Origin of the sequence: Bradyrhizobium sp. AUGA SZCCT0105, from assembly GCF_018129565.1 — a bacterium.
Lineage (GTDB): Bacteria > Pseudomonadota > Alphaproteobacteria > Rhizobiales > Xanthobacteraceae > Bradyrhizobium.
In genome coordinates, this window is the sequence record NZ_JAFCMK010000014.1 from 1 (window position 1) to 25,930 (window position 25,930).

The 25,930-nt window shown below is 65.8% G+C and carries 23 protein-coding genes; 9 read left to right on the forward strand and 14 right to left on the reverse strand.

Features of this window, described 5'->3' with window-relative positions; translation table 11 throughout:
- Positions 1–114: 114 nt before the first annotated feature.
- From JQ573_RS36345 to JQ573_RS36365, 5 genes are all read right to left on the reverse strand, one after another.
- A complete protein-coding gene (locus JQ573_RS36345) occupies positions 115–843 on the reverse strand; it encodes an ABC transporter ATP-binding protein (RefSeq protein WP_212317114.1) in 729 nt (242 codons plus the stop codon).
- Positions 836–1,603 carry an ABC transporter ATP-binding protein gene (locus JQ573_RS36350; protein ID WP_212317288.1) on the reverse strand — a complete coding sequence of 256 codons (768 nt, stop codon included), beginning with the start codon at positions 1,601–1,603 and terminating at the stop codon, positions 836–838. Before JQ573_RS36350 ends, JQ573_RS36345 begins: the two co-directional genes overlap by 8 nt.
- A 4-nt stretch (positions 1,604–1,607) precedes the next feature.
- Complete coding sequence (locus JQ573_RS36355) at positions 1,608–2,555, reverse strand: branched-chain amino acid ABC transporter permease (RefSeq protein WP_212317112.1); 948 nt, start codon at positions 2,553–2,555, stop codon at positions 1,608–1,610.
- Positions 2,552–3,469, reverse strand: a complete 918-nt coding sequence (locus JQ573_RS36360; protein WP_092122984.1) for a branched-chain amino acid ABC transporter permease — start codon at positions 3,467–3,469, stop codon at positions 2,552–2,554. The genes JQ573_RS36355 and JQ573_RS36360 overlap by 4 nt, the downstream gene beginning before the upstream one ends.
- A 286-nt stretch (positions 3,470–3,755) precedes the next feature.
- Positions 3,756–4,928, reverse strand: coding sequence for an ABC transporter substrate-binding protein (locus JQ573_RS36365; RefSeq protein ID WP_212317110.1), 1,173 nt, complete (start codon positions 4,926–4,928; stop codon positions 3,756–3,758).
- A 334-nt stretch (positions 4,929–5,262) separates the two neighbouring features.
- Between JQ573_RS36365 and JQ573_RS36370 the strand changes: the two genes are divergently transcribed.
- Positions 5,263–5,856 (forward strand): hypothetical protein, encoded by a 594-nt coding sequence (locus tag JQ573_RS36370; RefSeq protein ID WP_249132689.1) that lies wholly within the window; start codon positions 5,263–5,265, stop codon positions 5,854–5,856.
- Between the two features lie 193 nt (positions 5,857–6,049).
- Here the strand turns inward: JQ573_RS36370 and JQ573_RS36375 are convergent, their stop codons facing one another.
- Positions 6,050–6,946: an RNA polymerase sigma factor gene (locus JQ573_RS36375; RefSeq protein WP_212317108.1), complete on the reverse strand. Its 897-nt coding sequence runs from the start codon at positions 6,944–6,946 to the stop codon at positions 6,050–6,052.
- A gap of 44 nt (positions 6,947–6,990) precedes the next feature.
- Positions 6,991–7,299, reverse strand: coding sequence for a hypothetical protein (locus JQ573_RS36380; protein ID WP_212317106.1), 309 nt, complete (start codon positions 7,297–7,299; stop codon positions 6,991–6,993).
- Positions 7,300–7,489: 190 nt separating this feature from the next.
- Between JQ573_RS36380 and JQ573_RS36385 the strand changes: the two genes are divergently transcribed.
- The 4 genes from JQ573_RS36385 to JQ573_RS36400 all read left to right on the forward strand — a co-directional run bounded on the left by JQ573_RS36385 (position 7,490) and on the right by JQ573_RS36400 (position 12,857).
- Positions 7,490–8,896, forward strand: a complete 1,407-nt coding sequence (locus JQ573_RS36385; RefSeq protein WP_212317104.1) for an MFS transporter — start codon at positions 7,490–7,492, stop codon at positions 8,894–8,896.
- A 115-nt stretch (positions 8,897–9,011) separates the two neighbouring features.
- Positions 9,012–10,286 carry an NAD(P)/FAD-dependent oxidoreductase gene (locus tag JQ573_RS36390; RefSeq protein WP_212317102.1) on the forward strand — a complete coding sequence of 425 codons (1,275 nt, stop codon included), beginning with the start codon at positions 9,012–9,014 and terminating at the stop codon, positions 10,284–10,286.
- 270 nt (positions 10,287–10,556) lie between these two features.
- A complete protein-coding gene (locus JQ573_RS36395; protein ID WP_249132695.1) occupies positions 10,557–12,170 on the forward strand; it encodes a tannase/feruloyl esterase family alpha/beta hydrolase in 1,614 nt (537 codons plus the stop codon).
- A gap of 279 nt (positions 12,171–12,449) precedes the next feature.
- Positions 12,450–12,857 carry a DUF4440 domain-containing protein gene (locus JQ573_RS36400; protein ID WP_212317285.1) on the forward strand — a complete coding sequence of 136 codons (408 nt, stop codon included), beginning with the start codon at positions 12,450–12,452 and terminating at the stop codon, positions 12,855–12,857.
- A 157-nt stretch (positions 12,858–13,014) separates the two neighbouring features.
- Here the strand turns inward: JQ573_RS36400 and JQ573_RS36405 are convergent, their stop codons facing one another.
- Complete coding sequence (locus tag JQ573_RS36405; protein WP_212317098.1) at positions 13,015–13,965, reverse strand: helix-turn-helix domain-containing protein; 951 nt, start codon at positions 13,963–13,965, stop codon at positions 13,015–13,017.
- A gap of 150 nt (positions 13,966–14,115) precedes the next feature.
- On the opposite strand from JQ573_RS36405, the gene JQ573_RS36410 reads away from it, so the two are divergent.
- The gene (locus JQ573_RS36410) at positions 14,116–14,775 is read left to right on the forward strand and encodes a cysteine hydrolase family protein (protein WP_212317097.1); all 660 of its coding nucleotides are present in this window, start codon (positions 14,116–14,118) and stop codon (positions 14,773–14,775) included.
- A gap of 331 nt (positions 14,776–15,106) precedes the next feature.
- Here JQ573_RS36410 and JQ573_RS36415 read toward each other — a convergent pair whose 3' ends face one another.
- Positions 15,107–16,333: an ABC transporter substrate-binding protein gene (locus JQ573_RS36415; RefSeq protein WP_249132690.1), complete on the reverse strand. Its 1,227-nt coding sequence runs from the start codon at positions 16,331–16,333 to the stop codon at positions 15,107–15,109.
- Between the two features lie 55 nt (positions 16,334–16,388).
- Positions 16,389–17,591: a cytochrome P450 gene (locus JQ573_RS36420; RefSeq protein ID WP_212317096.1), complete on the reverse strand. Its 1,203-nt coding sequence runs from the start codon at positions 17,589–17,591 to the stop codon at positions 16,389–16,391.
- An 82-nt stretch (positions 17,592–17,673) separates the two neighbouring features.
- Here JQ573_RS36420 and JQ573_RS36425 point away from each other — a divergent pair, with 82 nt between their 5' ends.
- On the forward strand, positions 17,674–18,198 hold the full coding sequence (locus tag JQ573_RS36425) for a MarR family winged helix-turn-helix transcriptional regulator (RefSeq protein ID WP_249132691.1): 525 nt from the start codon (positions 17,674–17,676) through the stop codon (positions 18,196–18,198).
- A 431-nt stretch (positions 18,199–18,629) separates the two neighbouring features.
- Here the strand turns inward: JQ573_RS36425 and JQ573_RS36430 are convergent, their stop codons facing one another.
- Positions 18,630–20,492, reverse strand: coding sequence for a feruloyl-CoA synthase (locus JQ573_RS36430; RefSeq protein ID WP_212317095.1), 1,863 nt, complete (start codon positions 20,490–20,492; stop codon positions 18,630–18,632).
- A 155-nt stretch (positions 20,493–20,647) separates the two neighbouring features.
- Between JQ573_RS36430 and JQ573_RS36435 the strand changes: the two genes are divergently transcribed.
- Together JQ573_RS36435 and atzF are read left to right on the forward strand one after the other, a co-directional pair.
- The gene (locus JQ573_RS36435; RefSeq protein ID WP_212317094.1) at positions 20,648–21,178 is read left to right on the forward strand and encodes a MarR family winged helix-turn-helix transcriptional regulator; all 531 of its coding nucleotides are present in this window, start codon (positions 20,648–20,650) and stop codon (positions 21,176–21,178) included.
- A gap of 205 nt (positions 21,179–21,383) precedes the next feature.
- On the forward strand, positions 21,384–23,204 hold the full coding sequence (gene atzF, locus JQ573_RS36440) for an allophanate hydrolase (protein ID WP_212317093.1): 1,821 nt from the start codon (positions 21,384–21,386) through the stop codon (positions 23,202–23,204).
- A gap of 167 nt (positions 23,205–23,371) precedes the next feature.
- On the opposite strand, the gene JQ573_RS36445 is transcribed toward atzF, so the two are convergent.
- The 3 genes from JQ573_RS36445 to JQ573_RS36455 are packed head-to-tail and all read right to left on the reverse strand — an operon-like array spanning position 23,372 to position 25,930.
- Positions 23,372–24,109 (reverse strand): GntR family transcriptional regulator, encoded by a 738-nt coding sequence (locus JQ573_RS36445; protein WP_212317091.1) that lies wholly within the window; start codon positions 24,107–24,109, stop codon positions 23,372–23,374.
- A 29-nt stretch (positions 24,110–24,138) separates the two neighbouring features.
- Positions 24,139–24,531, reverse strand: a complete 393-nt coding sequence (gene hpxZ / locus JQ573_RS36450) for an oxalurate catabolism protein HpxZ (RefSeq protein WP_212317089.1) — start codon at positions 24,529–24,531, stop codon at positions 24,139–24,141.
- Position 24,532: 1 nt separating this feature from the next.
- Positions 24,533–25,930 carry an AtzE family amidohydrolase gene (locus JQ573_RS36455; protein ID WP_249132692.1) on the reverse strand — a complete coding sequence of 466 codons (1,398 nt, stop codon included), beginning with the start codon at positions 25,928–25,930 and terminating at the stop codon, positions 24,533–24,535.

The window sequence follows — 25,930 nt, forward strand, 5'->3', positions numbered from 1 at the left end:
CGAGCACTTGCGAGCCTCGAAGGATGCACGGCCCGGCCGGTGGCCGTCGACCCTTCGAGACGCGCTACGCGCTCCTCAGGGTGACGGGGTTGAAATTAGTGCGCAGATTGCGCCTCAAATCCCCAGGTACTTGTGCTGCAGATCCGGCTCCGCGATCAACTGCTCGCTCGTCCCGCTCCACACCGTCTTGCCGCGCTCGATGATGTAGTGGCGGTCGGCGATGCGGGTGAGGTTTCCGACGTTCTTGTCGATGACCAGCACCGACTGCCCGCGTCCCTTCAGCATCGACAGGCAGCTCCAGATCTCATCGCGGATCAACGGCGCAAGGCCTTCGGTGGCCTCGTCGAGGATCAGGAGCCTCGGGTTGGTCATCAGCGCGCGGCCGATCGCGAGCATCTGCTGCTCGCCGCCGGACAGCGTGATGCCCATATTGCTGGTGCGTTCGGCGAGCCGCGGGAACAGCGCATGGATCTTGTCGATCGTCCAGGGATCGGAGGCGCCCAGCCGATTGCCTGATGCGGCGACGAGATTTTCGCGCACCGTCAGGTTCGGAAAGATCTGGCGGCCCTCCGGCACGAGCCCGATGCCGAGCTTTGCGATCTTGTACGACGGCAGGCCGCGCACCGCCTCGCCGGCGAAGCGGATGGCGCCTGATCGCGCGGGCGTCAGGCCCATGATCGAGCGGATGGTCGTGGTCTTGCCCATGCCGTTGCGGCCCATCAGCGCGACCATCTCGCCCGCTTTGATCTGCAACGACAGGCCGTACAGCACCTGGCTCAACCCGTAGCAGGTCTCGATCGCGTCGACTTCGAGCAGGGTTTCAGCGGTTTTAATATCAGCCATGGCGCGTCACCGCATGCTGATCGCCGAGATAGGCGCGCTTGACCTCTTCGTCCTTGCGGATCGCGTCCGGCACGCCGCAGGCGATGACGCGGCCATAGACCAAGACCGTGATGCGGTCGGCGAGCGCGAACACCGCCTCCATGTCGTGCTCGACCAGCACGATGGTGACTTCCTTGCGCAGCTCCTTCAGCAACGCGACCATCCGCGCGGATTCGGTGACGCCGAGCCCTGCCATCGGCTCGTCGAGCAGCAAAAGCTGCGGCTTGGTGGCGAGCGCGACCGCGAGCTCGAGCTCGCGCTGCTCGCCATGGCTCAATTGCGAGACCACGATATCGGCGCGCTGGCCGAGGCCGACGCGCTCCAGCGCCGCGCGCGCGGTGGCGCGCAAATGCCGCTCCTTGCGCGCATTGCCCCAGAAGCGGAACGAGTGGCCGTCATGCGCTTGCGCCGCGAGCGCGACATTGTCGATCGCGGAGAAATCCTTCAGCAGCGAGGTGATCTGGAACGAGCGCGCCAGCCCAAGCCGGCTGCGCTTGTAGGACGGCAGGTGCGTAACATCGCGGCCTGCGAAGTAGATGGTGCCGGAATTCGGCATCACCTGCCCGGTGAGCTGGCTGATCAGCGTGGTCTTGCCGGCGCCGTTGGGGCCGATGATGGCGTGCAGCTCGCCCGGAATGACCTCCATCGAGAGGTTGTCGGTCGCGGTGATGCCGCCATAGCGGCGCACCAGATTGTCGACGCGCAGCAAGGGATCAGGCAGGGAATCAGCCACGGTTCATCCTCCCGAGCAGGCCCATGATGCCACCGCGCGCGAACAGCACGATCAACAGCAGCACCGGGCCGAGGATCAGTCCCGAATATTCGGTGAACTGGGACAGCAGCTCCTCGAGCAGCAGATAGACGATCGCGCCGACGACAGGGCCGAACAGCGAGCCCATGCCGCCGAGGATCACCATCACCATGAGGTCGCCGGAGCGGGTCCAGTACATCACGGCAGGGCTGACGAAGTCGGTGTTGTTGGCAAGCAGCGCGCCGGCCAGGCCGCAGATCGTGCCGGCGATGACGAAACAGACCAGGCGGTAGCGGTTGGCATGGAAGCCGATCGCCTGCATGCGCTGCTCATTGGAGCGGACGCCCTGCACCACGAGGCCGAAGCGCGAATTGACGATGCGCCAGATCAGATAGAGGCCGCCGAACAGGCAGGCGAGACAGAGATAATAGAACTGGTTGCGGTCCGACAGATTGATCAGGCCGGCGAAATCGCTGCGCTTGTAGACGGTCAGCCCGTCGTCGCCGCCGTAGCGCGACAGCGCGGAGGCGACGTAATAGGCCATCTGCGCAAAGGCCAGCGTGATCATGATGAAGTAGACGCCGCGGGTGCGCAGCGAGAGCGCGCCGATCAGAAGCGCAAACAGCGCCGAGACCGCGAGCGCCACCGGCCACTGGATGAAGCCGGAGCCGATGCCCTCGGCGGCGAGGATGCCGACGGCATAGCCGCCGATGCCGAGATAGGCGGCATGGCCAAAGCTCATCATGCCGCCATAGCCCATGATCAGATTGAGGCTCGCCGCCGCCAGCGCATAGATCGCGATGCGGGTGAACAGCGTGAGGATGAAGATATTGCCGGTGACAGCCGAATAGACCGGCAGCAGGACCAGCGCGGCGCACAGCAGCGCCGCGACGGCATTGGAGGCGTTGAGCTTGGGCATCATCGTTTGGCCGCCGGGAACAGCCCCTCGGGCCGCAGCACAAGGATGATCGCCATCAAGAGATAGATCAGCATCGAGGACAGCGCCGGCGCCGCGGTCGAGGCCGCCGCACCGCTCAACACCTTGCGCAGCAGGTCGGGCAGGAAGGCGCGGCCCATCGTGTCGATGATGCCGACGAAGACCGCGGCCATGAAGGCGCCGCGGATCGAGCCGATGCCACCGATCACGATGATGACGAAGGCGAGGATCAGGATGTTCTCGCCCATGCCGATCTGCACGGTGAGGATCGGCGCCTGCATCAGCCCGGCGAGACCGGCAAGCGCGGCGCCAAGGCCGAACACCAGCGTGAACAGCAGCTTGATGTTGATGCCAAGCGCCCCGATCATCTCGCGGTTGGAGGCGCCGGCGCGGATCAGCATGCCGACGCGGGTGCGCATCACGACGAGATAGAGCATCGCGGCGACCGCCAGCGCGACCACGATGATCATCAGCCGGTAGGCCGGGTAAAACACGCCGGGAATGATCTGCACCGGCACGGTGAGCCAGGCCGGCAGCGGCAGCGCGAGGCCGGCCGGGCCCCAGATCAGCCGGACGGCGTCGTTGAAGAACAGGATCAGGCCGAACGTTGCCAGCACCTGGTCGAGATGGTCGCGGCCGTAGAGATGCCGGAGCGCGACATATTCCAGCACGATGCCGAGCAGCAGCGTGGCGCCAAGCGCCAGCAGCGCGCCGAGTACAAAACTGCCGGTCCAGGCCACGAAGGTCGCCGCGAAATAGGCGCCCATCATATAGAGCGAGCCGTGCGCCAGATTGACGAAATCCATGATGCCGAACACCAGCGTCAGTCCGGCCGCCAGCAGGAACAGCAGCAGGCCGAATTGCAGGCCGTTCAGCAGTTGTTCGACGACGAGATACATGGATCCTTCAATGGGCTGAAACAAAACAGGGGCAGTGCGCGCGCAGTCGCGTTGCACGCTGCGCGTTCTCCCTCGCCCCGCTCTTGCGGGGAGAGGGTTGGGGTGAGGGGCTGCCTCCGCAGACCGGACTCGTGGAGAGTCCCCCTCACCGGATTGCTTCGCGCATAGCCGAAGCTGCGCTTCGGCGTCCTTCGTCAAGAACGGCCACCGGAGGCGGCCCATGCTCTCCCCGCAAGAGCGGGGCGAGGTGAAGAAAGCAAGCCGCGCGCCAAAAGGCGCCCGCCCCTCACTTCATCGCGCACTTGTCGTGGAATTTGTCCTGGTCGTCCTTGACGATGGTCGCGACCGTCTTCAGCGAGAGCTGGCCGTCGGCGTCCTTGACCACGTCCTGCAGGTAGAAGTTCTGGATCGGGATGTGGTTGTTGCCATACTTGAACGGGCCGCGCAGCGACTTGAAGTTGGCCTTCTCCATCTCCGCCTTCATGGCGTCCTTCTTGGTGAGGTCGCCCTTCACCGCGACGACGGCGCTGTTGATCAGCTGGGCGGCGTCATAGGCCTGGGCGCCGTAATAGGTCGGGCGCAGGCCGGGATACTTCTTGCGATAGTCCTCGACGAACTTCTTGTTCTCGGCGTTCGGCAGGTCGTTGACCCATTCCTGCGCGCCGGGAATGCCAATCGCGTTGTCCTTCTGCAGCGGCAGCGACAATTCGTCGACGGTGAAGGCGGTATAGAGCGGGATCTGCGCCTTGATGCCGGCCTGGGCGTACTGGTTCAGGAACTGGACGCCGGCGGCGCCCGGATAGAACACGAAAATCGACTCGGCCTTGGAGTTGCGCGCCTTGGTCAGCTCGGCGGAGAAGTCGAGCTGGCTCGGCCACACCGTGTATTCCTCGCCGACCACCTCGCCCTTGAAGGTGCTCTTCACGCCCGCGAGCATGTCCTTGCCGGCGGCATAGTTCGGGCCGATCAGGAACACCGACTTGACGCCCTTCTGGTTCATGTAGAGGCCCATCGCGGCGGGCGTCTGGTCGTTCTGCCAGGAGGTCGAGAACACGTAAGGCGAGCACAATTCGCCGGCGAGCTGCGACGGACCGGCATTGGCCGAGATCAGGAAGGTTTTCGAATCGACCGCGGTCTTCAGCGACGCCAGCAGCACGTTCGACCAGATGTAGCCGACGATGAAATCGACCTTGTCGGACTGCACCAGCTTCTCGGTCTTCTGCTTGCCGACGTCGGGCTTCTGCTGGTCGTCCTCGTAGATCACCTCGACCGGCTTGCCATCGATCTTGCGGCCAAGGTGGTCGAGCGCGAGCTCGAACGAATTGCGCATGTCGTTGCCGATCACGGCGGTCGGACCGCTGAAGGTCGAGACAAAGCCGATCCTGACGCTGTCAGCCGCCGTCGCGGGCTGCGCGAGCGCCAAAGCCATGGCGCCTGCCAGCCAGAATGCCTTTTTCATATTCACTCCCCTCCTCAACCAAAGATCCCGCCAGGCTTGATCACGAGGGCCCGGGGGTCACGCTTTGCGCGCGCCGTTCTGTGACGTGTTTTGTGCGCGATATCGCAAGTGTGCAGCAAGCACGAACCGACGGCTCCCGATTAGAACCTTCGGTGCATACCCCAGCACCTTGCATCATAATTCGTCCAAATCGACCATTGCAAGAAATATAATGCCGGTTGCGTAGGCAACGATTGTCGCAGGGCCCGATGTAGGCCGAGGAGAACAGCAGCAGGCTTTAACGATCCGGTAAAGCACCCGGAAACCACGGGCCGGCGAAGGCGCTGCGGGCTTCATGGTCTTGAAAGCATCACCGGGCGACGCTGGGTCCAAAGGGATGCGTCGCATGTTGAACTATATCTTCGGCTTCAACGCCCGGATGGGCCGGTTGGCCTTTTTCTTCTGCACCTTGGTGGCGGGCCTTGGCTTTGTGATGCTGGTCTACGGGATCACGGGCAATGTGCCGCGCGGCAGGACGGACGTGCTGCTGGCGCAGGCATCGAACAGCTCCGCATTGATCATTGCCTTCTATGGCCTGCTCGTTGTCTGCTTCCTGCTGCAGTCGATGCGGGTGCGTGACATCGGATGGGATCCGGTCTGTGTGATGACGGCATGGATCGCCCTCATCGTGCTCGACAAGGCCATTGCCGGACGATTTCCCGAATACGCGCTGACCTACCAGCACACCGGAACGGTGGTCGGTGCGCTCGCCAATGCCGCGATGAACTTCGTCCTGACGTTCTGGCCGGGCAGCCGCTCCGAAGAAGCGCCGCCGTTGCCGCGCGAGACCGGCGGCGACGGGCTGTTTGAAAGAAACAGCGCACCCGCCGCAGCCGGCAGCCGGGTTGCGCGCATCGCCAACGGCGAGTTCGGCGGAAAGACGCGCTAGCGACCGCGCACGCTACCGTCGTCCCTGCGAAAGCAGGGACCCATAACCACCGTCCTGTGTTGTCGGAGCGAGCTGTGGCCCCAGCATCGCAAACCAATGACCATTCGTGGTTATGGGGCCCGGATCGCGCTTCGCTTGTCCGGGACGACGCGGAGTTTGTGGCGCCGTCACGGCGCCACGCGTTGAAGGCCGATCACCCTTGATCCACCGCCCACTCGGCGCCGTCGATCGCATAGGGCGCGTGGCGGAAATCCCGGATGGTCGCGACCTTGTCGGCCGACCAGTCGAGCAGCATGAACGATCGCGGCGGCCCACCCTGTGCGCTCGGATTGAACACCAGGATCGCGGGACGTCCCTCGACCTGTCCGGTCACCAGGTGCCAGTCGTCGATCTTCGAATAATTGCCGAAGTAGCGTGACACCTCGGCCTTGCCGTTCAGCCGTGTCTTGTTGACAAGCTCGAGCCTGATGTCATCGGCGATCATGGCGCGGATGGCATCGAAGTCGCGGTCGTTGAAGCGGCCGACATAGGCGTTCAGCCTGGTGCGATCGGCCGGCGACAGGCCGGGCCGCGGCGCATCGTCGGGCTCGCGGGAGAACGCGCGCAGTTGCGTGCGTCCGCGGTGCAGCGTGGCCTTCACCGCGGGCAGGCTGAAATCCATGATGCCGCAGACTTCCTGCAACGAGCAGCCGAGAACATCCATCAGGATCACGCTGGAACGCTGCGCAACCGGCAGCCGCATGAAGGTGCGCAGGCTGCTTGCTGCGATCTCACGGCGGCCGACGTCGTCAAGGTCTCCGGCCATCATGTCCACCTCCTCCGGCGCGTGGAGCGCTTCCTGGCGGTTGCGCCGCCTGAGGAAATCGAGCGCGGTGTTGTGCGCGATCCGGAACAGCCAAGCTTCCGGGTGCTGGATCGGGGCTGCAGGCGCGAAGGCTTCCATCGCCTTGATCAGCGCGTCCTGCAGCACATCCTCGCCGTCGATGACCGATCCGACCATGCGGGCGCAGTAGCGATGCAGCCTTGGCCGCATCGCCGCCAGCAGCGCCTCGACCTCGGTCGCGGCCGGCGCTTGGGGTGGTGACGTCATGATGGCTCCGCCAGATCGCTTCAAGGCAAGTCGGTTCACCCGGTTCACGGCGCATCCAGCATACGATAGTTTCCGACAATCACAGCACAGCGAACCAGCGGCGGCTCGGCGCAACGATCGCGGATGCCGTCCTGGAAGGCCTGGAAGGCCGCCAGCTTCGGGATCGGGCTCGAGCCGTCATCGGCCGCGGTCTCGACCATATGGATGAAGGTGTCGTCCTCCAGCCGCAGGGTCATATAGCGCACGCCATCCGGGTTTGCCGCCTTCAGCTCGGCGAACACCGCCGCAACCAGCGCGGCATTCTTGTCCGCCATTTCCGGCTTGGTCTTGTACCTGATCAGGGTCCGTCTCATCGCAGCCTCCTTGGCCTGGTTCTGCGGCCCGAACAGGCCGCGTCATACCCAAGGACGTTTGCCGGCGGTCAAAGGATGCGGTCCGGCAAAAATAATTCGAAAATAATTCTTTGCCGCATCCTTTGCCCATCCCGGATCGTCTTGTCGACGAGCGCGCCGCAACCCAGCGGCACGCCAACGGAGAACGACCATGCAAACCCCACGAGAGCGCAACGAGCAGCGCTGGGTGCTCGGCCTCACCGCGCTGGCATCCTTCATGATGGCGCTGGACGCCATGATCATGACCACGGCCTTCGCCACCATCCGCGCCGATTTCGGCAGCGCCGTGGAGACGCTGCAATGGACCGTGAACGCCTTCAATCTGACCTTCGCGGTGCTGCTCCTGACCGGCGCGGCGCTCGGCGACCGTTTTGGTCGGCGCAGGATGTTTGCAGCCGGGATCGGCCTGTTCGTCGTGGCCTCCGCGGCCTGCGCGCTGGCCGGCGACGCCGCGGCATTGATCGCCGCGCGCGCTTTGCAGGGCGCAGGCGCGGCGCTGGTGATGCCGCTGGCGATGGCGATCCTCAGCGGCGCGTTCGGCCGCGAGGAGCGTGCCCGCGCGCTCGGCATTTTCAGCGGCATCACCGGATGCGCGCTGATCATCGGCCCCGCGATCGGCGGCTTCATCACCGAACATCTCGGCTGGCGCTGGATCTTCTGGATCAACCTGCCGATCGGCCTCGTCGCGATTGCCCTCGTGCTGGCGCGCCTGCGCGAGAGCTTCGGGCCAACCGCGCCGCTCGACATCACCGGACTGTCGCTGGTCGCGCTCGCGGCGCTGGCACTGGTCTGGGGCCTGTTGCGCGGCAACAGCGCCGGATGGGCGAGCGCGGAAGTGACGGGTGCGCTGATCGCCGGCGCCGCGCTGGCAGCGATGTTCGTGCTGTGGGAGCTGCGTGCGGCCAGCCCGATGGTGCCGATGCGGCTGTTCGCGGCCAGACCGTTCGCGGCCGGCATCGCCGCAAGCGTGCTGTTCTATGCCGCGATGTATGGCGTGCTGTTCCTGCTGCCGCAATTCCTGCAGATCGCGCTCGGCTTCGACGCCTTCGGTGCCGGGCTACGGCTGTTGCCGTGGACGGCGACGCTGTTCGTCACGGCGCCGATCGCCGGCGCCGTGGTCAACCGGTTCGGCGAACGCACGCTTGTCGTCACCGGACTCCTGATGCAGGCGATCGGGCTCGGCTGGATCGGCGAGATCGTCACCCCGTCGATGCCCTACTCCGCGCTGGTCGCACCACTGATGCTCGCCGGCGTCGGCGTCTCGATGGCGATGCCGGCCGCGCAGAACGCGGTGCTGAGCGCGGTCGCCGTCAGCGAGATGGGCAAGGCGTCGGGCGTGTTCAACATGGGCCGTTTCCTCGGCGGGATGTTCGGCATCGCGGCACTGGTCGCGACCTTCTCCGCCAATGGCACGGCCGATTCGTCCGGACATTTCACGAGCGGATTTGCTGCGGCGATGAGCCTTGCGGCAACGCTATCGTTCGCCGGCGCGGTCGCGGGACTGTTCCTGCCGATGCGGCGGCCGGTCGTCGCCACGACTGCGTCGCAGGACGCGTGAGGCGCACAGCGATTGGGTTTCGCTATCGGGTGATCAGGCAATTCGTATTGGAATGAGGCTGCGAATGACTACATAATCAAATGACGAAGCCGTTCGAAACCGAGGGCGACATCAGATGACGCAAGCGCCGGCCAAACCTCATCGCGTGGTGATCGTCGGCGCCGGCTTCGGCGGGCTGGAAGCCGCCTTCGGCCTGTCAGGCGCGCCGGTCGAGATCACGCTGATCGATCGTCGCAACCACCATCTGTTCCAGCCGCTGCTCTATCAGGTCGCGACCGCGTCGCTTGCGACAAGCGAGATCGCGTGGCCGATCCGCTATCTCTTGCGCGACCGGCCCGAGGTGACGACGCTGTTCGCCAATGTCTGCGGCGTCGACGCTGCGAACAAGCAAGTGCAGCTCGACGACGGCGGCAGCATTCCCTATGACACGCTGATCCTCGCCACCGGTGCGCGCCACGCCTATTTCGGCCATGACGAATGGGAGCCGTTCGCGCCAGGCCTGAAGACGCTGGAGGACGCCACCACGCTGCGGCGGCGTATCCTCGTCGCCTTCGAGCGCGCCGAGCGCGAGACTGATCCCGACAAGCGTGCGGCGTTGCTGACCTTCGTCATCATCGGCGCCGGGCCGACCGGCGTCGAGATGGCCGGCACCATCGCCGACCTCGCCAAGGACACACTGCCGCAGGACTTTCGTCACATCGACACGCGGAAGGCGCGCGTGGTGTTGATCGAGGCCGGCCCGCGCGTGCTGGCAGGATTTCCCGACGATCTCTCGGCCTATGCGCAAGCGTCGCTGGAAAAACTCGGCGTCGAGGTGATGCTGGGCGAGCCGGTCACCGAATGCTCGGCCGACGGCGTCGTGTTCGGCGGCAAGAGGCTGGAGGCGCGCACCATCGTGTGGGCCGCCGGCGTGCGCGCCTCGCGCGCCGCCGAATGGCTGAACGCGCCGGCCGACCGCGCCCATCGGCTGCAGGTCGAGCCGGATCTGACCGTGCCCGGCCATCCCGACATCTTCGCGGTCGGCGACACCGTCACGATCAAGGGTCCCGACGGCAATCCGGTGCCCGGCATCGCGCCGGCCGCGAAGCAGGAGGGGCGCTACGTCGCCGCACTGATCAAGGCCCGGCTCGACAGCAAGACGCTGCCGCCGTTCCGCTACAAGCATGCCGGCAGCCTCGCGCAGATCGGCAAGAAGAAGGCGGTGATCGACTTCGGCTGGCTCAAGCTGCGCGGCTCACTGGCATGGTGGATTTGGGGCCTCGCCCACATCTACTTCCTGATCGGCGTGCGCCATCGGATTGCGGTGGCGATGAACTGGCTCTGGATCCACACCCGCGACCAGCGTGCCGCACGACTGATCACCCAAGGCAGCAGCAAGGTGGCGCAGTAGGCCTCGCGGGTCACGCGCACTCACTCTATCTCCGTCATCCTGAGAGCGCGGCACGCGCGTCTCGATGGATCGGCGGCCCGGCTGGTGGCCGATTCATCCTTCGAGGCTCGCTACGCTCGCACCTCAGCGATGACGGAACTGCGTTCAACCATTGTGCGGCAAGGCCGTGCGTGAAATACTTGCCCTGGCAACAATAACAATCCGGGCGGAGAGGAAACAATGCAGATCGATGCGCGCGCATGGGCGTTCGCGGCTTCACTTGTCACGTTGATGTCGTGCGCTTCGGCCGCGTTCGCGACGGAGATGACTGGTGACCCCGCGACAACCTGCAGCGGCCTTGCCGGTCCCGTCGACGGCGCCGTCAAGATCGATGCAGCGACGCTGCAAACGCCGACGCCGCTCGCGATCGCCGAGAAGGCGCCGACGCCCGCAGCGCGTATCATCCCGGCCAATCCCGCCTTCTGCAAGGCGCTCGGGCAGATCACACCGACCGATCCTGCCGCGCCGCCGATCAAGTTCGAGGTCAACTTGCCCGTCGAGTGGAACGGCCGTTCGCTGCAATATGGCGGCGGCGGCTTCAACGGCGTGCTGATATCAGGCCTCGGCCTGCCGCCGGCCTATCCATTCGACAAGGCCTCGCCGCTGGCGCTCGGCTTCGTCACCGTCGGCACCGATTCCGGCCACGAGCAGAAGCCCGGCGAGCCGCCGCAGCTGTTCGCGCTCAACGACGAGGCGTTCGAGAATTTTTCGCACAAGGCCTACAAGAAGGTGCGCGACGCCGCGCGGGCGCTGACGGTCCGCGCCTACGGCAAGCCGCCGACGAAGATGTATTTCATGGGATCGTCCGAAGGCGGTCGTGAGGCGCTGACCATGGCGCAGCGTTACCCCGACGATTTCGACGGCATCTTCGCGCGCGTTCCCGTGATCAACTGGGTCGGGTTGCAGCATGCCGGCACCCGCTCCGGCCTCGTGACGATGGGCGACGGCTGGATCAGGCCGGCGCAGGTCAAGCTCGTGGCCGACGCCGTGCTGAAGGCCTGCGACACGCAGGACGGCTCCGACGACGCGCTGGTGCAGGATCCCGTCGGCTGCAAGTCCGCGTTCAAGCCGGCCATGCTGGCATGCGCCGCGGGGCAGAGCGGCGACGACTGCCTGACCGACAAGCAGATTGCGGCGATCGAGACGCTGCATGCGTCGTATAAATTCTCGTTCCCGCTCGCCAACGGCCTCGACGACTATCCGGGCTGGGGCGTGTCGGGCGAGAATACGCCGGCGTTCGGCCCGACCGGCGGCTGGAAGGCCTGGTGGCTCGGCGCCACGGCGCCGGCGCAGCCGCCGGCTCCGACCAACGGCATCGCCTGGATCTACGGCGCCGGCGGCATTCAGTACGTTTTCGCCCGCGACCCGAAACTCGACGTCACGACCTACAAGCCCGAGGACCACAAGGCGCGCGTGCTGGAGGTCTCCGCGCTGATGGATTCCACCGATCCGGACCTCACGCGCTTCCACGCCCACGGCGGCAAGCTCGTGATCCTCGAACACATGTCCGACTACGCGCAAAGCCCCTATGCCGGGATCCGCTACTTCGAGAACGTCGAAAAGACGCTCGGCAAGGACAAGGTCGCGGAGTTCGCCCGGCTCTACACCGCCCCCGGCGTCGACCATGTCGGCTCCGGCGCACCCGCCAATGTCGACATGCTGGCCGTGCTGGTCGACTGGGTCGAGAACGGCAAGGCGCCCGGCGATCTCGACGTGCGCGAGCAGAAAGCCGAGGCGCCGTCCTTCGACACAGTCCGCGCGCTGCCATTGTGCCGCTGGCCGACATGGCCGCATTACAAGGCAGGGCCGCTCACCGCGGCGGCGAGTTTTGCTTGCGCGCCGTGAGGTAGGCTTCGTCACAACTTCGGATTGTCGCTCTGCTTGTGCCGAGCGAGCGCAGCGGCGCATGCGGCGATGGCGGAGCCCCGCGGCTCCGCCAGCGGGACTACCCCCTCTTAGCCAGCAGCACTGCCGTATCGCGGCGCGCGGGCAGCTCTCATCGATAGTTGATGTGCTACACCATCGCAGTCCCGGCTGGCCGAGACAGATCTTCAACAATGACTTTAAGGAGGGAATGCAATGCGAATGTCTTCCGCCTTATATCTGTTCATTGCGTTGCTCGCGATGCCTGCGACCGCGACCGCTGGCGATGAAAGTCTGAAGCAACAGTTCGAGAAGGTCGCGGCAACCTATGCCGACAGCTTCAACAAGCAGAATGGTGCCGGAATCGCTGCGCTCTATGCGCCCGGCGGGATGGTGGTCAATGCGACCGGGTCACACACCGACATCGTCCAGACCTATGAGGGCATGTTCAAGGCCGGCTTCAACCACAATGAAATAACGGTGGACGAGGCCCTGCCGTTGGGAACCGATACGGCTATCGCGACGGGCGAATATCACATCACCGGCAAGAACCAGAATGGCGAGCCGCTTGATGTGGCTGGCCGCTGGACCGGGGCGTATGTCAACCAGGGCGGAAATTGGAAGATCCGGATGGTGTCGGCCTTCCCGAAGGCGCCTCCGGCGAAATAGTGTCTTCAGTGATGCACGCAGCAAAGGGTGCTGCTGATCTCGGATCGCCTCTCGCCTTGTGCGCGAGGCGGGCCGCATGAAGCGAGGCGGAATGCGAACCGGTCGACGAGTGGCGATCGCTCCGTGCCGCCCCGCAGCTGCACTGGTGGATACAGCGTCAGCCCATCACCTGATGCGGCGAGCGGCCGAACGCGGCCTTGAAGGCGCGGCTGAAATGCGAGACGTCGCTGAAGCCGAAGCTGAGCGCCGCATCGGTGACATGGCTGAAGCGCCGTTCGGCCAGCGCCTGATAGGCGCCGGCGAGGCGCTGCTGCCACAGCCAGCGGATCGGCGTCGTGCCTTCGCGCGCGAACAGGCGATTGAGCGTGCGCGGCGCCATGTTCTGCGCGGTGGCGATCGTATCAAGATCGAGCTCGGGATCGTCGAGATTAGCCACGATATAAGCCTTGACCCGCGCCAGCCGTTCGTCGCCGCGCTGCGGCACGTCGTCCGTCAGCTCGGTCTGCAGCGTGGTCGCGAAGATATCGAGCACTGAGGTGCCAAGCCTTATCGCAGCAGGCCCGGCCTCGTCATCGAGGCGCGTCAGCCGGCGGATCAACGATCCCGCCAGCGCGCCCACTTTCGAAGCGTTGCCGACCCGCCGTGCCGTCAACCGCTGCGCATCCGGCAGACGCGCGAGCAGCAGCGGCCGCGGGATCGACACCATGATCGAACGCGCACTCGGGGCGAATTCCAGCGTGAACGGCTGCGCCTGGTCATGCAGCATGAGATCGCCCCGGCGCATGCGCACCTCGCGTCCGCCTTGCGCGAAGCTGACCTCGCCGCGCAAGGTGAGCCACAGCATGAAATAATCGCGCGGGTCCCTTCGGACATCGCTCGCGCTGCGCATCACCCGGATGCGGTCGGCAGCCGGTGTCGACGACCAGATGTCGTTGATCGCGAGCGGCCCGAAATGGCGGATCGAGATCGCTGCCTGAAATGCCTCGTCCGCGACGCGGCGGCATTCGGTCAGCGAGAATTCGCGGCAGGTGACGTGATGCCAGCGGTCAAAGCTGTCACCCGGCGCGACAAGCGTTTGCGCGACAACTATGTGATCTGGGATCTGCATCGGACCTTGCTCCCGCCCAACCCGGCAGCGGGATATTCTGCGTCCGGCCCCCGCTTCTGGCAAGCAGAGTCCAGCGACTGGCCAGCGCAGCCAAGAACGGCTGCCGTCACGGATGTAGAAAAGGTCTCCCTTCAGGAGAGGAGACACCACATGGGCTACCAATGCGAAATCATCGATCCCGCCAGCACCGTCATGATCGTGGTCGACATGCAGAACGATTTCGTGGCCGAGGGCGCCAAGCTGCGGTCGGCGCAGGCCGCCGCCATGGTGCCGCTTCTGGCGCAGACGCTGAAGACCTGCCGCGACAAGGGCATCCGCGTCATCTACACCGCCCATGTGCATCGCCGCGACGGCAGCGACATGGGGCTCTATGACGATCTCTATTCGCCGATCGCCGATCGCTCGTCGCTGGTCGACGGCACCGAAGGCGTCCAGATCTTCAACGACCTTGCGCCCGCACCGGGCGAGCACGTCATCAAGAAGCACCGCTACAGCGCGTTCTTCGCCACCGACCTCGACCTCATCCTGCGCGAATGGGGCATCACGACGGTCATCATTTCGGGGACGACGACCGAGAACTGCTGCCACGCCACCGCGCGCGACGCCATGTTCCACAACTACAAGGTCGTGTTCCTGTCGGATGCGACGGGCACGTTCGACTATCCGGATGTCGGTCAGGGCGCCCTGTCCGCCGAAGAAGTGCACCGCGCCACGCTGACGATCCTCGCATTCTCGACCGCGCATGTGATGACGGCGGCCGAGATGCTGGGGCGAGTGAAGGCCGGTGATGGAGCTGCGAAGGCTGCATAGTTAGTCGCGAACAGCACGCCGCACGTTTGGTCAGCCTCTCCCCTCGTGGGAGAGGCCGGAACGCATGATGCGAAGCGAAATGCGATCCGGGTGATGGGTTGCGGTCTCTCCATCCAGTACGCCGCATCGAGAGTCCTCTTGCCTGTCACCCTCCCCTGGAGGGGGAGGGTCGGATCGCAACGAGCGAAGCGACGTGCGAACCGGGGTGGGGTGATCTCTCAACACGGGCACTGTTCGACTGGAGGGACTTCACCCCACCTCGGTTTGCATTTCATGCAAACCGATCCTCCCCCTCCAGGGGAGGATGTGGTCGCGTCCGCGGCAGCGATCCTCACTTCACCAGCGCGCAGCCGCCGTCGGCCAGCGGCCGGAACGCCTCATCGGCCGGGATGGTCGCGATCAGCTTGTAATAGTCGTAGGGGTACTTCGACTCCTCCGGCTTCTTCACCTCGAACAGGTACATCGGGTGGATGACGCGGCCGTCCTGGCGGATCGTGGTCTCGCCGAACAGCCTGTCCTTGCCCTTGAAGGTCTTCATCTGCGGCACCACGACCTTGGCGTCGTCGCCGCCGGTCGCGGCAACCGCGTTGAGATAGGCGAGCGTCGAGGCATAGACGCCGGCCTGGTTGCCGCTCGGCATCTTGCCGTTCATGCCGGGCCGTGCGGCGAAGCGTTTTGCGAACGCGCGGGTGTCGTCGTTCATGTCCCAGTAAAAGGCCTCGAGCAGTTGCAGGCCCTGCGCGACCTTCAGGCCCATGCCGTGGACGTCGTTCACGAACAGCAGGAACGCCACCATGGTCTGGCCGCCCTCCTGAATGCCGAACTCGGCCGCCTGCTTCACCGCGTTGATGGTGTCGCCGCCGGCATTGGCGAGCCCGATCACCTTTGCTTTCGAGTTCTGCGCCTGCAGCAGGAAGGACGCGAAGTCCGACGTGCCGAGCGGATGCTTGCTCGATCCCAGCACCTTGCCGCCGTGCTTCTCGATGTAGTTCGTCGCCTCAGCTTCGATGCCCTTGCCGAGTGCGTAGTCGACGGTCACAAAGTACCAGTCCTTGCCGCCGCGCTGCATCATCGCGGCCGCGGTGGTGTTGCCGGTCGCCCAGGCGTCGTTGACCCATTGAATGGTGTTCGGCGAGCAGGCCTTGCCGGTGAGGTCGGAGCTTGCGGTCGACGACGCCAGGAACGTCATCCTGGAGTCGCGCAGCACGGTGTTGATGGCGAGCCCGACCGCCGAGTTCGGCACGTCGACGATGGCGTCGACGCCTTCGACATCGAGCCATTTGCGCGCGATCGCGGATCCAACGTCAGCCTTGTTCTGGTGATCGGCATAGACGATCTCGACCTTGATGCCCTTGCCGCCGCCGTTGAAATCTTCCGCGGCCATCCGCGCGGCTTCCACCGAGCCCATGCCGTTGGTGTCCTGGAAGATGCCGGAAATGTCGTTGAGCACGCCGACGCGCACGACATTGTCGGAAATCTCCGCACGTGCGCTGCCGGCGGCGCAGGCCAATGCCAGCGCAAGTCCGATCCCAAATCGCCCAACCCCAAAGCCCCTCATCGTATCCCCTCCTATGTTTCCTTAGACCAACCTATTGGCGGTCTTGAGCGTCTCATCAGGCCGGCGTGATCTCGACCGGCAGGCTGCTGAGCCCGCGCAGCGTGTTGTTGAACAGGCGCTTCGGCTCGCCTGTGATTTCGATCCTGGCGACACGGCGCGCCAGCGCCGCCATCATCACTTCGCCTTCGAGGCGGGCGACGAGTTGGCCGACGCACATATGGATGCCCGAGCCGTAGCCGACATGGCCCGAGGTACGACGCGTGATGTCGTAGCTGTCGGGCGCCTCCCAGCGGCGCGGGTCACGGTTGGCCGCAGCCAGGAACATCAGCACCTTCTCGCCTTCGGGAATGGTGGCCCCGCTGAGCTCGACGTCGCGGGTCGTGGTGCGGAAGAAAGTCTGGACCGGACTTTCGAACCGCACGGCTTCCTCGAAGGCGTTGCGCGCCAGCGTCGGATCGCCGCGGAGCTTCTGGAACTGGTCGGGGAAGCGGGCAAGGCAGTAGACGGCGGCGCCGATGCCGTTGACGGTCGTGTCGAGACCGGCCGATAGCAGCGAGCGCACCAGCAGCGGTGCCTCGGTCGCGGTAATGGCACCGCTATCGACATGGGCGTGGATGCAGGCGCCGATGCCACCCGGGGTGAGATTGTCGCGCTGACACTGTTCGGAAATATAGGCCTGGTGCGGCGCGGAGCGCTCGATCGCCTGCTTGCGCAGTTCGTTCGGCGGCCCAAAGGCATTGAACACCAGGCTTGCGTAAGGCAGCAGATTCTCGCGGCCCTCCGGCCGCAGGCCCAGCGCATCCGGGAAGATCGACAGCGGATAGGCTTCCGCGAGGTCCTCGATCGCATCGAAACGGCGCTTCTCCAGCAGCGCATCGATGCAGGCCTCCGCCGCGGCGGCAAATCGCCCGCGAAGCTGCTTCATCACGGTCGCCGACAGCACGCTGCTCAGCACCGCGCGGGTGCGGGTATGCGCCGGCGGGTCAGCCTCCAGGATCAGGCTCGGCGGCCGCCAGGGCTTCTCCCTGGAGAAGTCGCTGAGGCCCACGCCGCGGCTGGAGCAGAAGGTCGCGGGATCGTTCAGGACCGCACGGACCTCGGCATAGCGCGCCACGCCATAGACATTCCACTTGTCGAGATAGACCACGGGTGCGGCCTCGCGCAGCCGTTCATGGGTCGGGAACGGGTCGGCGAAGAACTCGAGCGCGAACGGATCGACGTCGAGATGCGGGATGGACGCAGCTTCTGTTGCAGTCATCAGGACCTCCCGAGGTTTGATCTTGTCAATACGGGCCGCATGTCTATTGCTCCCGAACAGTTTCGCAGCGATGATTTGGGAAATGAGCAGCCAGCCCCTCCCCCGAAAGCCCCGCCGGCCCAAACCGGCCGATCCCGCAGATGCCACCGATGGCCCGCTGCTGGACCTCAATCGCTATGTGCCGGCGTTCATCACCTTCATCGGCAACAAGCTGTCGAACAGCGCCACCGCATTTTACCAGAAGAATTTCGGCGTCAACGTCACCGAGTGGCGAATCATCTCGCAACTGGCGATCGAGCCGGGGATTCCTGCCTCCCGCATCTGCCAGGTGATCGGCTTCGACAAGGGCCCGGTCAGCCGCAACCTCGCGGCGCTGCAGAAGCGCGGCCTGCTGACGATCCGCACCGCGCCCGACGACGGCCGCACCCATTCGATCACGCTGACCGCGCGCGGCCGCGCCATCCACGACAGGGTCATCGTCGCGGCGCTGGAGCGCGAGCGGCGGCTGCTGTCGTGCCTGAAGAAGGACGAGCGCGAGGTGCTGATCGACCTGCTGCGCCGGCTGCACGAGAATCTCGGCGCCGTGACCGGGCCAAGCACGACCTGACCGCGCGGCGGCACCGCCGGCGGCGCCCTGCGCCACCGCGGTATTTGCCCGGTTGTCCACGCGTGCTGTTTGCGCGCTGCTGCGCAACATTGTCCTCCCAAAAGCGTGGCCGTTGACCGGCCCTGTTCCTATGGGTGCGGAAACTCGCACAGCTTAGTTGCCATAGCAACTAAAAACACGAACCCGCGCGGAGCAAGGCTCCAAGGAACCGGTGCAGACGGCTCAAGTGAACGGCCCGCCAAACGTGCCACAAACCCGGTGTCGTCCCGGCCTCCGAGCCGGTACCCATAACCACCAATGCCAATTATTGCACACCAGCGGAACGACGACTTTTGTACACAACGTCGGCCGCGGAGTATGGGTCCCTGCTTTCGCAGGGACGACGGCGGTCTACGCGGCGCGCTACTGGCGTATCAGAGGCACAAATCGCCTCACAAGCCCGCGCAGGCGATCGGCTCAGCCGACGCGTCGTCCTCGAGGACCGCTACCGCTGCGGCACGGCGCGTCAGCACAGCGCGCTGGTTGATGTAGCCCTTGTCGGTGATCTCCCCGCCGTCGACCGAGGCGGGCTCGGCGAGCAACAGCGCGCGGGTGGCGTGACCGGAGGAATGGCCGCCTTGCGCCTTCAGCCGTGCCAGCCCCTGCCCGATCGCGGAACGGACCGCCGGATGGCCGATCGCCTCCTGCGCACCGGCGCTCTCGGGCAGCCCCGCCAGCGAACGGCAGGCGGCGAGGTTTGGGAACACCAGGAAGCGCACCTCGTCGCGGCCATGGCCCGTGACGACGATATCCTGCGCGAGCGGCGCCAGCGCCGCGATGCCGGCGACCCGCAAGGTGCCGACGCTGACCCAGGTGCCGGAATTGAGCTTGAAGTCTTCCGCCACGCGGCCGTCGAAGAACAGGCCGAGATCGGGCCGGTCGGGATCGGCGAAGGTCACGGCATCGCCGATCTTGTAAAAACCCTCGTCATCGAAGGCCTCTCGGGTGAGTTCGGGCGCCTTCCAGTAGCCCGGCGTGACATTGGGCCCGCGCACGCGGACCTCGAGCTTGTCGCCCGAGGGCACGAGTTTGAGCTCGGTGCCGGGAATCGGCACGCCGACATTGCCGGAGCGTTTGGCGAGGAAGTGGCAATCGGTCGCCAGCGGCGAGGTCTCGGTCGAGCCCCAGGCCGACACCATCGGCAGCCGGCGGCCGACCGTCTGCAGCGACAATTCCTCCAGCGCGTCCCACAGATTCTGCGGCAGCGCCGCGCCGGCATAGAAGGCGAATTTGGTGCCTTCGAAGAACTTGCGGCGCAACTCGTCATCGGTGCGCAGTGCCGCGATCAGCATGTCGAAGCCGCGCGGCACGTTGAAATAGACCGTCGGCACTACGCTGCGCAGATTCGCAAGCGAGGTCGCGAACAGGCCGGGCGCCGGCTTGCCGCCGTCGATATAGAGCGTGCCACCGTTGCACAGCACCAGATTGAAATTGTGGTTGGCGCCGAAGGTGTGGCTCCAGGGCAGCCAATCTAGGATCACCAACGCCTCGCGGGACTGCTCGAGGAATGTCCAAGTCTGTGCCTTGGCCTGCTGGCTCGATGTCAGCATGCGCTGGGTGTTGATCACGGCCTTCGGTGTGCCCGTTGATCCCGAGGTGAACAGGAATTTTGCGATCGTGTCCGGCGTCACCGCAGCGAAGGCGGTGGCGACATCAGGCGACTCAGGCGTCGCCGCGACAGTGCGAAACGCCAGCACCCCGGCATCTTCGGGATTGCCGCTGACAATGGTCGCGCGATGCAGCGGCGCGACGGCGGCAAGCGCGGCTGCAAACGGTTTTGTGCCCGTGACATAGATCGCGCCGGGATCGAGCAGCGTGATCATGCTCTTCAGCTTGTCGAAATCCCGCGAGATCAAGGAATAGGCCGGCGAGATCGCGGCCGAGGGCACGCCGACATGCTGGGCCGCGAGCGCGAACAGCGCGTGATCGATGCCGTTGTCGGCGAGGATGACGAGCGGTCGCTCGGTGCTCAGCCCTTGCGCCCGGATCCACGATGCGGCCCGGCGAACGATTCCGAGCGCATCGCGATAGCTGACGGTGCTCCAGGGCGCCTCGGCGCTGGCGCGCTCGCCAAGGAAGATGCGATCCGGCGCCTGCTGCGCCCAATTCTCCAGCCAGTCACCGACGCAGCGGACGCTTGGTTTCAGGGGCGTGGTGGAGCGGACCAGGATGCTGCCGTCGTCGCGGCTGACGGCAACGATCGCGGGCGTCGCGAACAGGCGGTGCGGATCGTCTCCGCTGGCGGCCATCGTCATGGTTTCCTCCTCGCCCGTATCTTATCAGGATCGCGCTGCAACAAGGTGCGGCGGCGCAGTCCCGGCCGGGCTCTTTGGTCATAATGTTGCGGACGTCAATTGTTGTCGTCAACAACAATCTTTCCCTCACGCCTCGAGCGCGCTAGCCTTGAGGCATGGCGAGCAAGCAAAAGACATCGCGCAAGGCGGCAGGAACGAGAGCGGCAATCCGCCGCCCCCAGGCGCGCGCGGCGAATGGCCGGACGCATGGCGGTGACGCCAATGACGACATCGGTCTCGACGCGCTGGTCGGCCACGCCGGCTATGCGGTGCGGCGCTTCCAGCTCTGGATCTTTCAGGACTTCATCAAGACGCTGGCGACGGTCGATATCCGCCCGACCCAATATTCGGTCATGACCGTGATCGGGGCCAATCCGGGGCTGAGCCAGATGGCGGTCGCAAAGCGGCTCGGGATCGAACGCGCGCGGCTGGTGCATCTGCTCGACAGCCTGGAAGAACGCGCCTTCGTCAGCCGCATCCCCTCCGCCACCGACCGCCGCTCCCACGCGCTGCATTTGACCGCGCGCGGCAAGACCGCGCTGGCTCAGTTCAAGCGGCTCGCCGCCGAGCACGAGCGGCATGTCGCCGACAAGATCGGCAAGGAAAACCGCGAGCAACTGCTGCGGATCCTCGCCTGCTTCACCTGATTGATCGACCGGATTTCGGCCTGGTCACGCTTGCCTTAAAATTGAGCAGACTCGCTCTCAGGCGAACTTGCTTCAGCTCCCGGCGGCCATTTCAAGCAACTGATATTGTGCAATAATCCGTCGCTCCGCGGGCGCAGGTAAATTGTACACAATGGCACATTGCTTGCTTCGATCAGGCTGCAATTCCCTCGCGGCGGGCAATCCGATGCCTTGCCGCGCCAGAGACGAGGCCAACCACGTGACTGAAACTGTCGCCGCGATCGTCGCCGCACACCGCGCCGGGACCATGACGCCGGCGCAAACGGTAGCGCGCAGCTACCAGCGCATCCGCGAGCACAACGACCCCGCCATCTTCATCAGCCTGCGGGACGAGCAGGACGCGCTCGCCGAGATCGCGCGGCTTGCTGACCCGAGGCTGCCGCTCTACGGCGTGCCGGTCGCAGTGAAGGACAATATCGATGTCGCGGGCCTGCCGACCACGGCCGCCTGCCCGGCGTTCTCCTACGTGCCCGCGCAGGACTCGACGGCAGTCGCCAGACTTCGCGCGGCCGGCGCCATCATTATCGGCAAGACCAATCTCGACCAGTTCGCCACCGGCCTAGTCGGCGTGCGCTCACCCTACGGCATTCCCAAAAATCCGGTGCGCGGCGATCTCGTGCCGGGTGGATCGAGCTCGGGCTCCGCGGTCGCGGTATCAGCGGGACTCGTGCCGCTGTCGCTCGGCACCGACACCGCGGGCAGCGGTCGCGTGCCGGCGATGCTCAACAACATCGTCGGGCTCAAGCCGAGCCTCGGGTTGATTTCGAACGCGGGGCTGGTGCCGGCCTGCCGCACGCTCGACTGCATTTCGGTGTTCTCGCTCACCGTCGACGACGCGCTGGCCGCACTCGCGGTGATGGCGGGGCCGGATGACGCCGATCCGTTCTCGCGCGACCGGCCGCTGGCACCGCTCGCGCCGATTCCGGCGAAGCTCAAGCTCGGCATTCCCAAGAACGGCCAGCTGATCTTCTTCGGCGACCGGGAAGCGGAGAGAGCCTATGACGAAGCATTAAACCGCTGGCAGGCACTCGGCGCCGAACTCGTCGAATTCGATCTCGAGCCGTTCTACGAGACCGCGCGGCTGCTCTATGAGGGCCCCTGGGTTGCCGAGCGCTATCTCGTGATCCGCGACCTGCTGGCGTCCTCGCCGGACGCGATCCATCCGGTGACACGCGAGATCACGATCGGTGGCGCGCGGCCCACCGCGGCGGATACCTTCTCTGCGCTCTATCGCCTGCAGGCGCTGCGCCGCGTTGCCGCGCGCACCTTCGCGCAATGCGATGCGATCGTGCTGCCGACGGCGCCGACGGTCTATTCCACCGCTGACGTGCTGGCCAACCCGATCGAGCTCAACTCGCGGCTCGGCACCTACACCAATTTCGTCAACCTGCTCGATCTGTGCGGCCTGGCGCTGCCGGCGGCGATGCGGCCCGACGGCGCGCCGTTCGGCATCACGCTGCTCGCCCCCGCCGGCCGCGACGCGGAGCTTGCCGGCATCGGCCGCGTATTCCACGCCGGCACCGGACTCGCGCTCGGCGCCAAGGCGGTACCGCAGCCGCCGCTGGCCGCCGTGCCGGCGCAGGCCGGTGCCGACGAGATCACGATCGCGGTCGTCGGCGCGCATCTCTCCGGCATGGCGCTGAACCACGAGCTGACGACGCTCGGTGCGCGCCTGCTGGAAGAGACGATCACCGCAGCGGACTACAAACTCTACGCACTCGACACCACGCCACCGAAACCTGGCATGCTGCGCATCGAGGCGGGTGCGGGTCATGCCATCAAGCTCGAGCTGTGGGCGATGTCGCCAGCCGCGTTCGGCACATTCGTCGCCGCGATCCCACCGCCGATGGCGATCGGCACGCTCCGGCTCGCCGACGGACGGCAGGCCAAAGGCTTCATCGTCGAGCCGGCCGCGATCGCCGGCGCGAAGGATATCTCGGCCTATGGCGGCTGGCGGGCGTTCATGGCGGAGCGGGCGAAGGGGTAGCAGCAGCGGTAGTGTGCTCCCTCGCCCCGCTCTTGCGGGGAGAGGGTTGGGGTGAGGGGCATCTCTCCACGAGCTGTGCGCGCGGTTGGACCTGTACCCCCTCACCCTGATCGCATCTGACGATGCGATCAGACCTCTCCCCGCAAGCGGGGCGAGGTGAGAAGAAGCTACACCGACACCGCGTAGGTCTCGTATTCCCCGCGCACCTGCTCGATATGGGCGCGCATTGCGGCGGCGGCGCCGAGCTTGTCGCCGCGCAGGATAGCTTCGACGACGCGGTCGTGCTCGGCGTGCGATTTTGCCAGGCGCCCGAGGTTGCGGAACTGGGCGCGGCGGAACGGCTGCACACGCACTCGCGTCGCCAAGGTGATCTCGGCGATATAGGCGTTCTGCGATCCGGCGTAGATCGCGTTATGAAAGCGCTCATTGACCTCGTGGAAGCGCTCGGGATTGCCGGTATAGCTCAGCACCCGCAGCTCCTCATGGACCGCCTCCAGCGCGTGGCGCTCCGCCGCTGTCATCCGCTCGGCGGCAAGGCCGGCGCACATCGCCTCCAGCTCAGCCATCGCCTCGAACATGCCGGTGAGCCGCTCGAGCGAGGGCCGCGCCACCACGGCACCGCGATGCGCGCGCGCGTCGATCAGGCCGCTGGCGGCCAGCTGCCGCAGCGCCTCGCGCACCGGCGTGCGCGAGACCTTGAAGCGGCGCGCCAGATCGGTTTCATCGAGCCCGGCGCCCGGCGGCAGCGTGCCGCGCACGATCTCGTCAGCGAGCTGGAGCCGGAGTTCTTCGGCGCGGGTCGTCTTGTCGACCAGCGACGACGCGCGATCGACACGCCGCACCAGCGGCTCCGGCTCGGTGCCCTGCGGCTGCGGCGCGCGGGTCGGAAGATCGTCCAGGCTCATGGCTGAAACGCCCTTTCAATCACCCTGGTTCAAGCTCCCCTTGGTTCATCAATGACGCTGACATGGGCGGCGACGATTCTCCAGCCCTCGGCGAAGCGAATCCATGTCTGCATCTGCCGCCCCACCCGGCCCGGTGCGCCGTCCCGATAGAACAACGTCGAGGCGATCGCGGTGTCGCGGCCATAGGTCGTGATCACGGTGCGATCGATCTTGCGCATCAGCCCGGCCGCCGGCCGCCCGGCACGAAACGCCGCGATCTCGGCATAGCCATAAAGGTTCTCGCCGATGCCATAGCGCAGCGTCCGGCTGTCGTTGCGGAACAGCTCGTCGAGCACGGCGACATCGTTAGAGACCAGCGCCTTCTCGTACCGCTCGAACTGCGCGGTCACCTCGGCGAGCACGTCAGGAAGATCGATCTCCATTTTAGATTCCTCTTGGCGCGGGAGCCGTGACGACACCCATCTGTTCCAGCGCATAGGCGACCCGCAGCGCGATGTCCTCGCGCCAGGGCGCGGCAATGATCTGCACGCCGATCGGCATCGGTTCAAGCGGCACCGGCACGGCGGCCACCGGCAGGCCGATGAAGGAGATCGGCTGGGTGTGGATACCGATATTGGGGCGGACCGGAAGCTCGATCCCGTTGAGCGTAAAAGTGGCCTGACCGATCTTCGGCGCCGTGCACGGCGTTGCCGGCGCCAGGATCACATCGACCGACTGGAACAGCTCCAGCACCCTGGCGCGGTACCAGCGGCGGAATTTCTGCGCCTTGTCGACATAGACCGCCGGGATCATCGCGCCCGCGAACAAGCGGTCGCGCACCGGCGGATCAAAGTCGTTAGGCCGCTTGCGCAGCCGATCGAGATGCAGCGCGGCGCCCTCGGTCGTGGTCATGATGAAGGCGGCAGCGCGGGCGCGCGCCGCTTCCGGCAGCTCCACCGTCCGCGTGGCGCCGAGCGCCTTTGCCACGCGCGCGACCGCTTCGACGGCCTCCGGCAGCAGATTCTGCTGGAAATAGCCGCCGGCAATCGCAACCCGCAGCCGGCTGACATCATTGGCAAGCAGCGGCACGGTCGGCTCGACCGACTGCACACTGCAGGCGGGATCGTCGGCATCAGGCCCCTGCATGGCGTCATAGGCAAGCGCGAGATCCTTCACGCTGCGCGCAAACGGACCGAGATGATCGAGGCTCGCGACGAACGGAAACGATCGCGCGCGCGACAGCCGGCCATAGGTCGGCTTCAGGCCGAACGTACCGCAGAATGACGACGGCACCCGGATCGAGCCGTTGGTATCAGAGCCGAGCGCGATCGGCACCAATGCGCCGCCGACGGCGCTGCCGGAGCCGCCCGACGAGCCGCCGGCCATCCGCGTCGGATCATGCGGATTGCGCGACGGACCGTCATGCGCGTTCTCGCCGGTGAAGTCGTAGGCGTATTCGCCCATGTTGAGTGCGCCGACCAGCACGGCGCCGGCCGCTTCCATCCGCTCGATCAACGTGGCATCGCGCGGCGACGGCGGCAGGTCGCGATTGATCTTCGAGCCGGCGCGGGTCGAGAGGCCCTGCACGTCGAACAGGTTCTTCACCGCGAACGGCACGCCGGCAAGCGGGCCGGCCGGTTGGCCCGCATCGATCGCGGCATCGACCGCCTTGGCGCGGGCCCGCGCGCGATCGGCGGTAACGTCGGTGAAGGCGTTGAGGACCTTGTCGTGCACAGCGATGCGCGCGAGCGCCGCCTCGGTCACGGCGAGCGCCGTGATCTTGCGGCTCGATACGGCCTGCGCGATTTCGGCGGCCGACATGAAGGCGGGAGTTTCGGACAT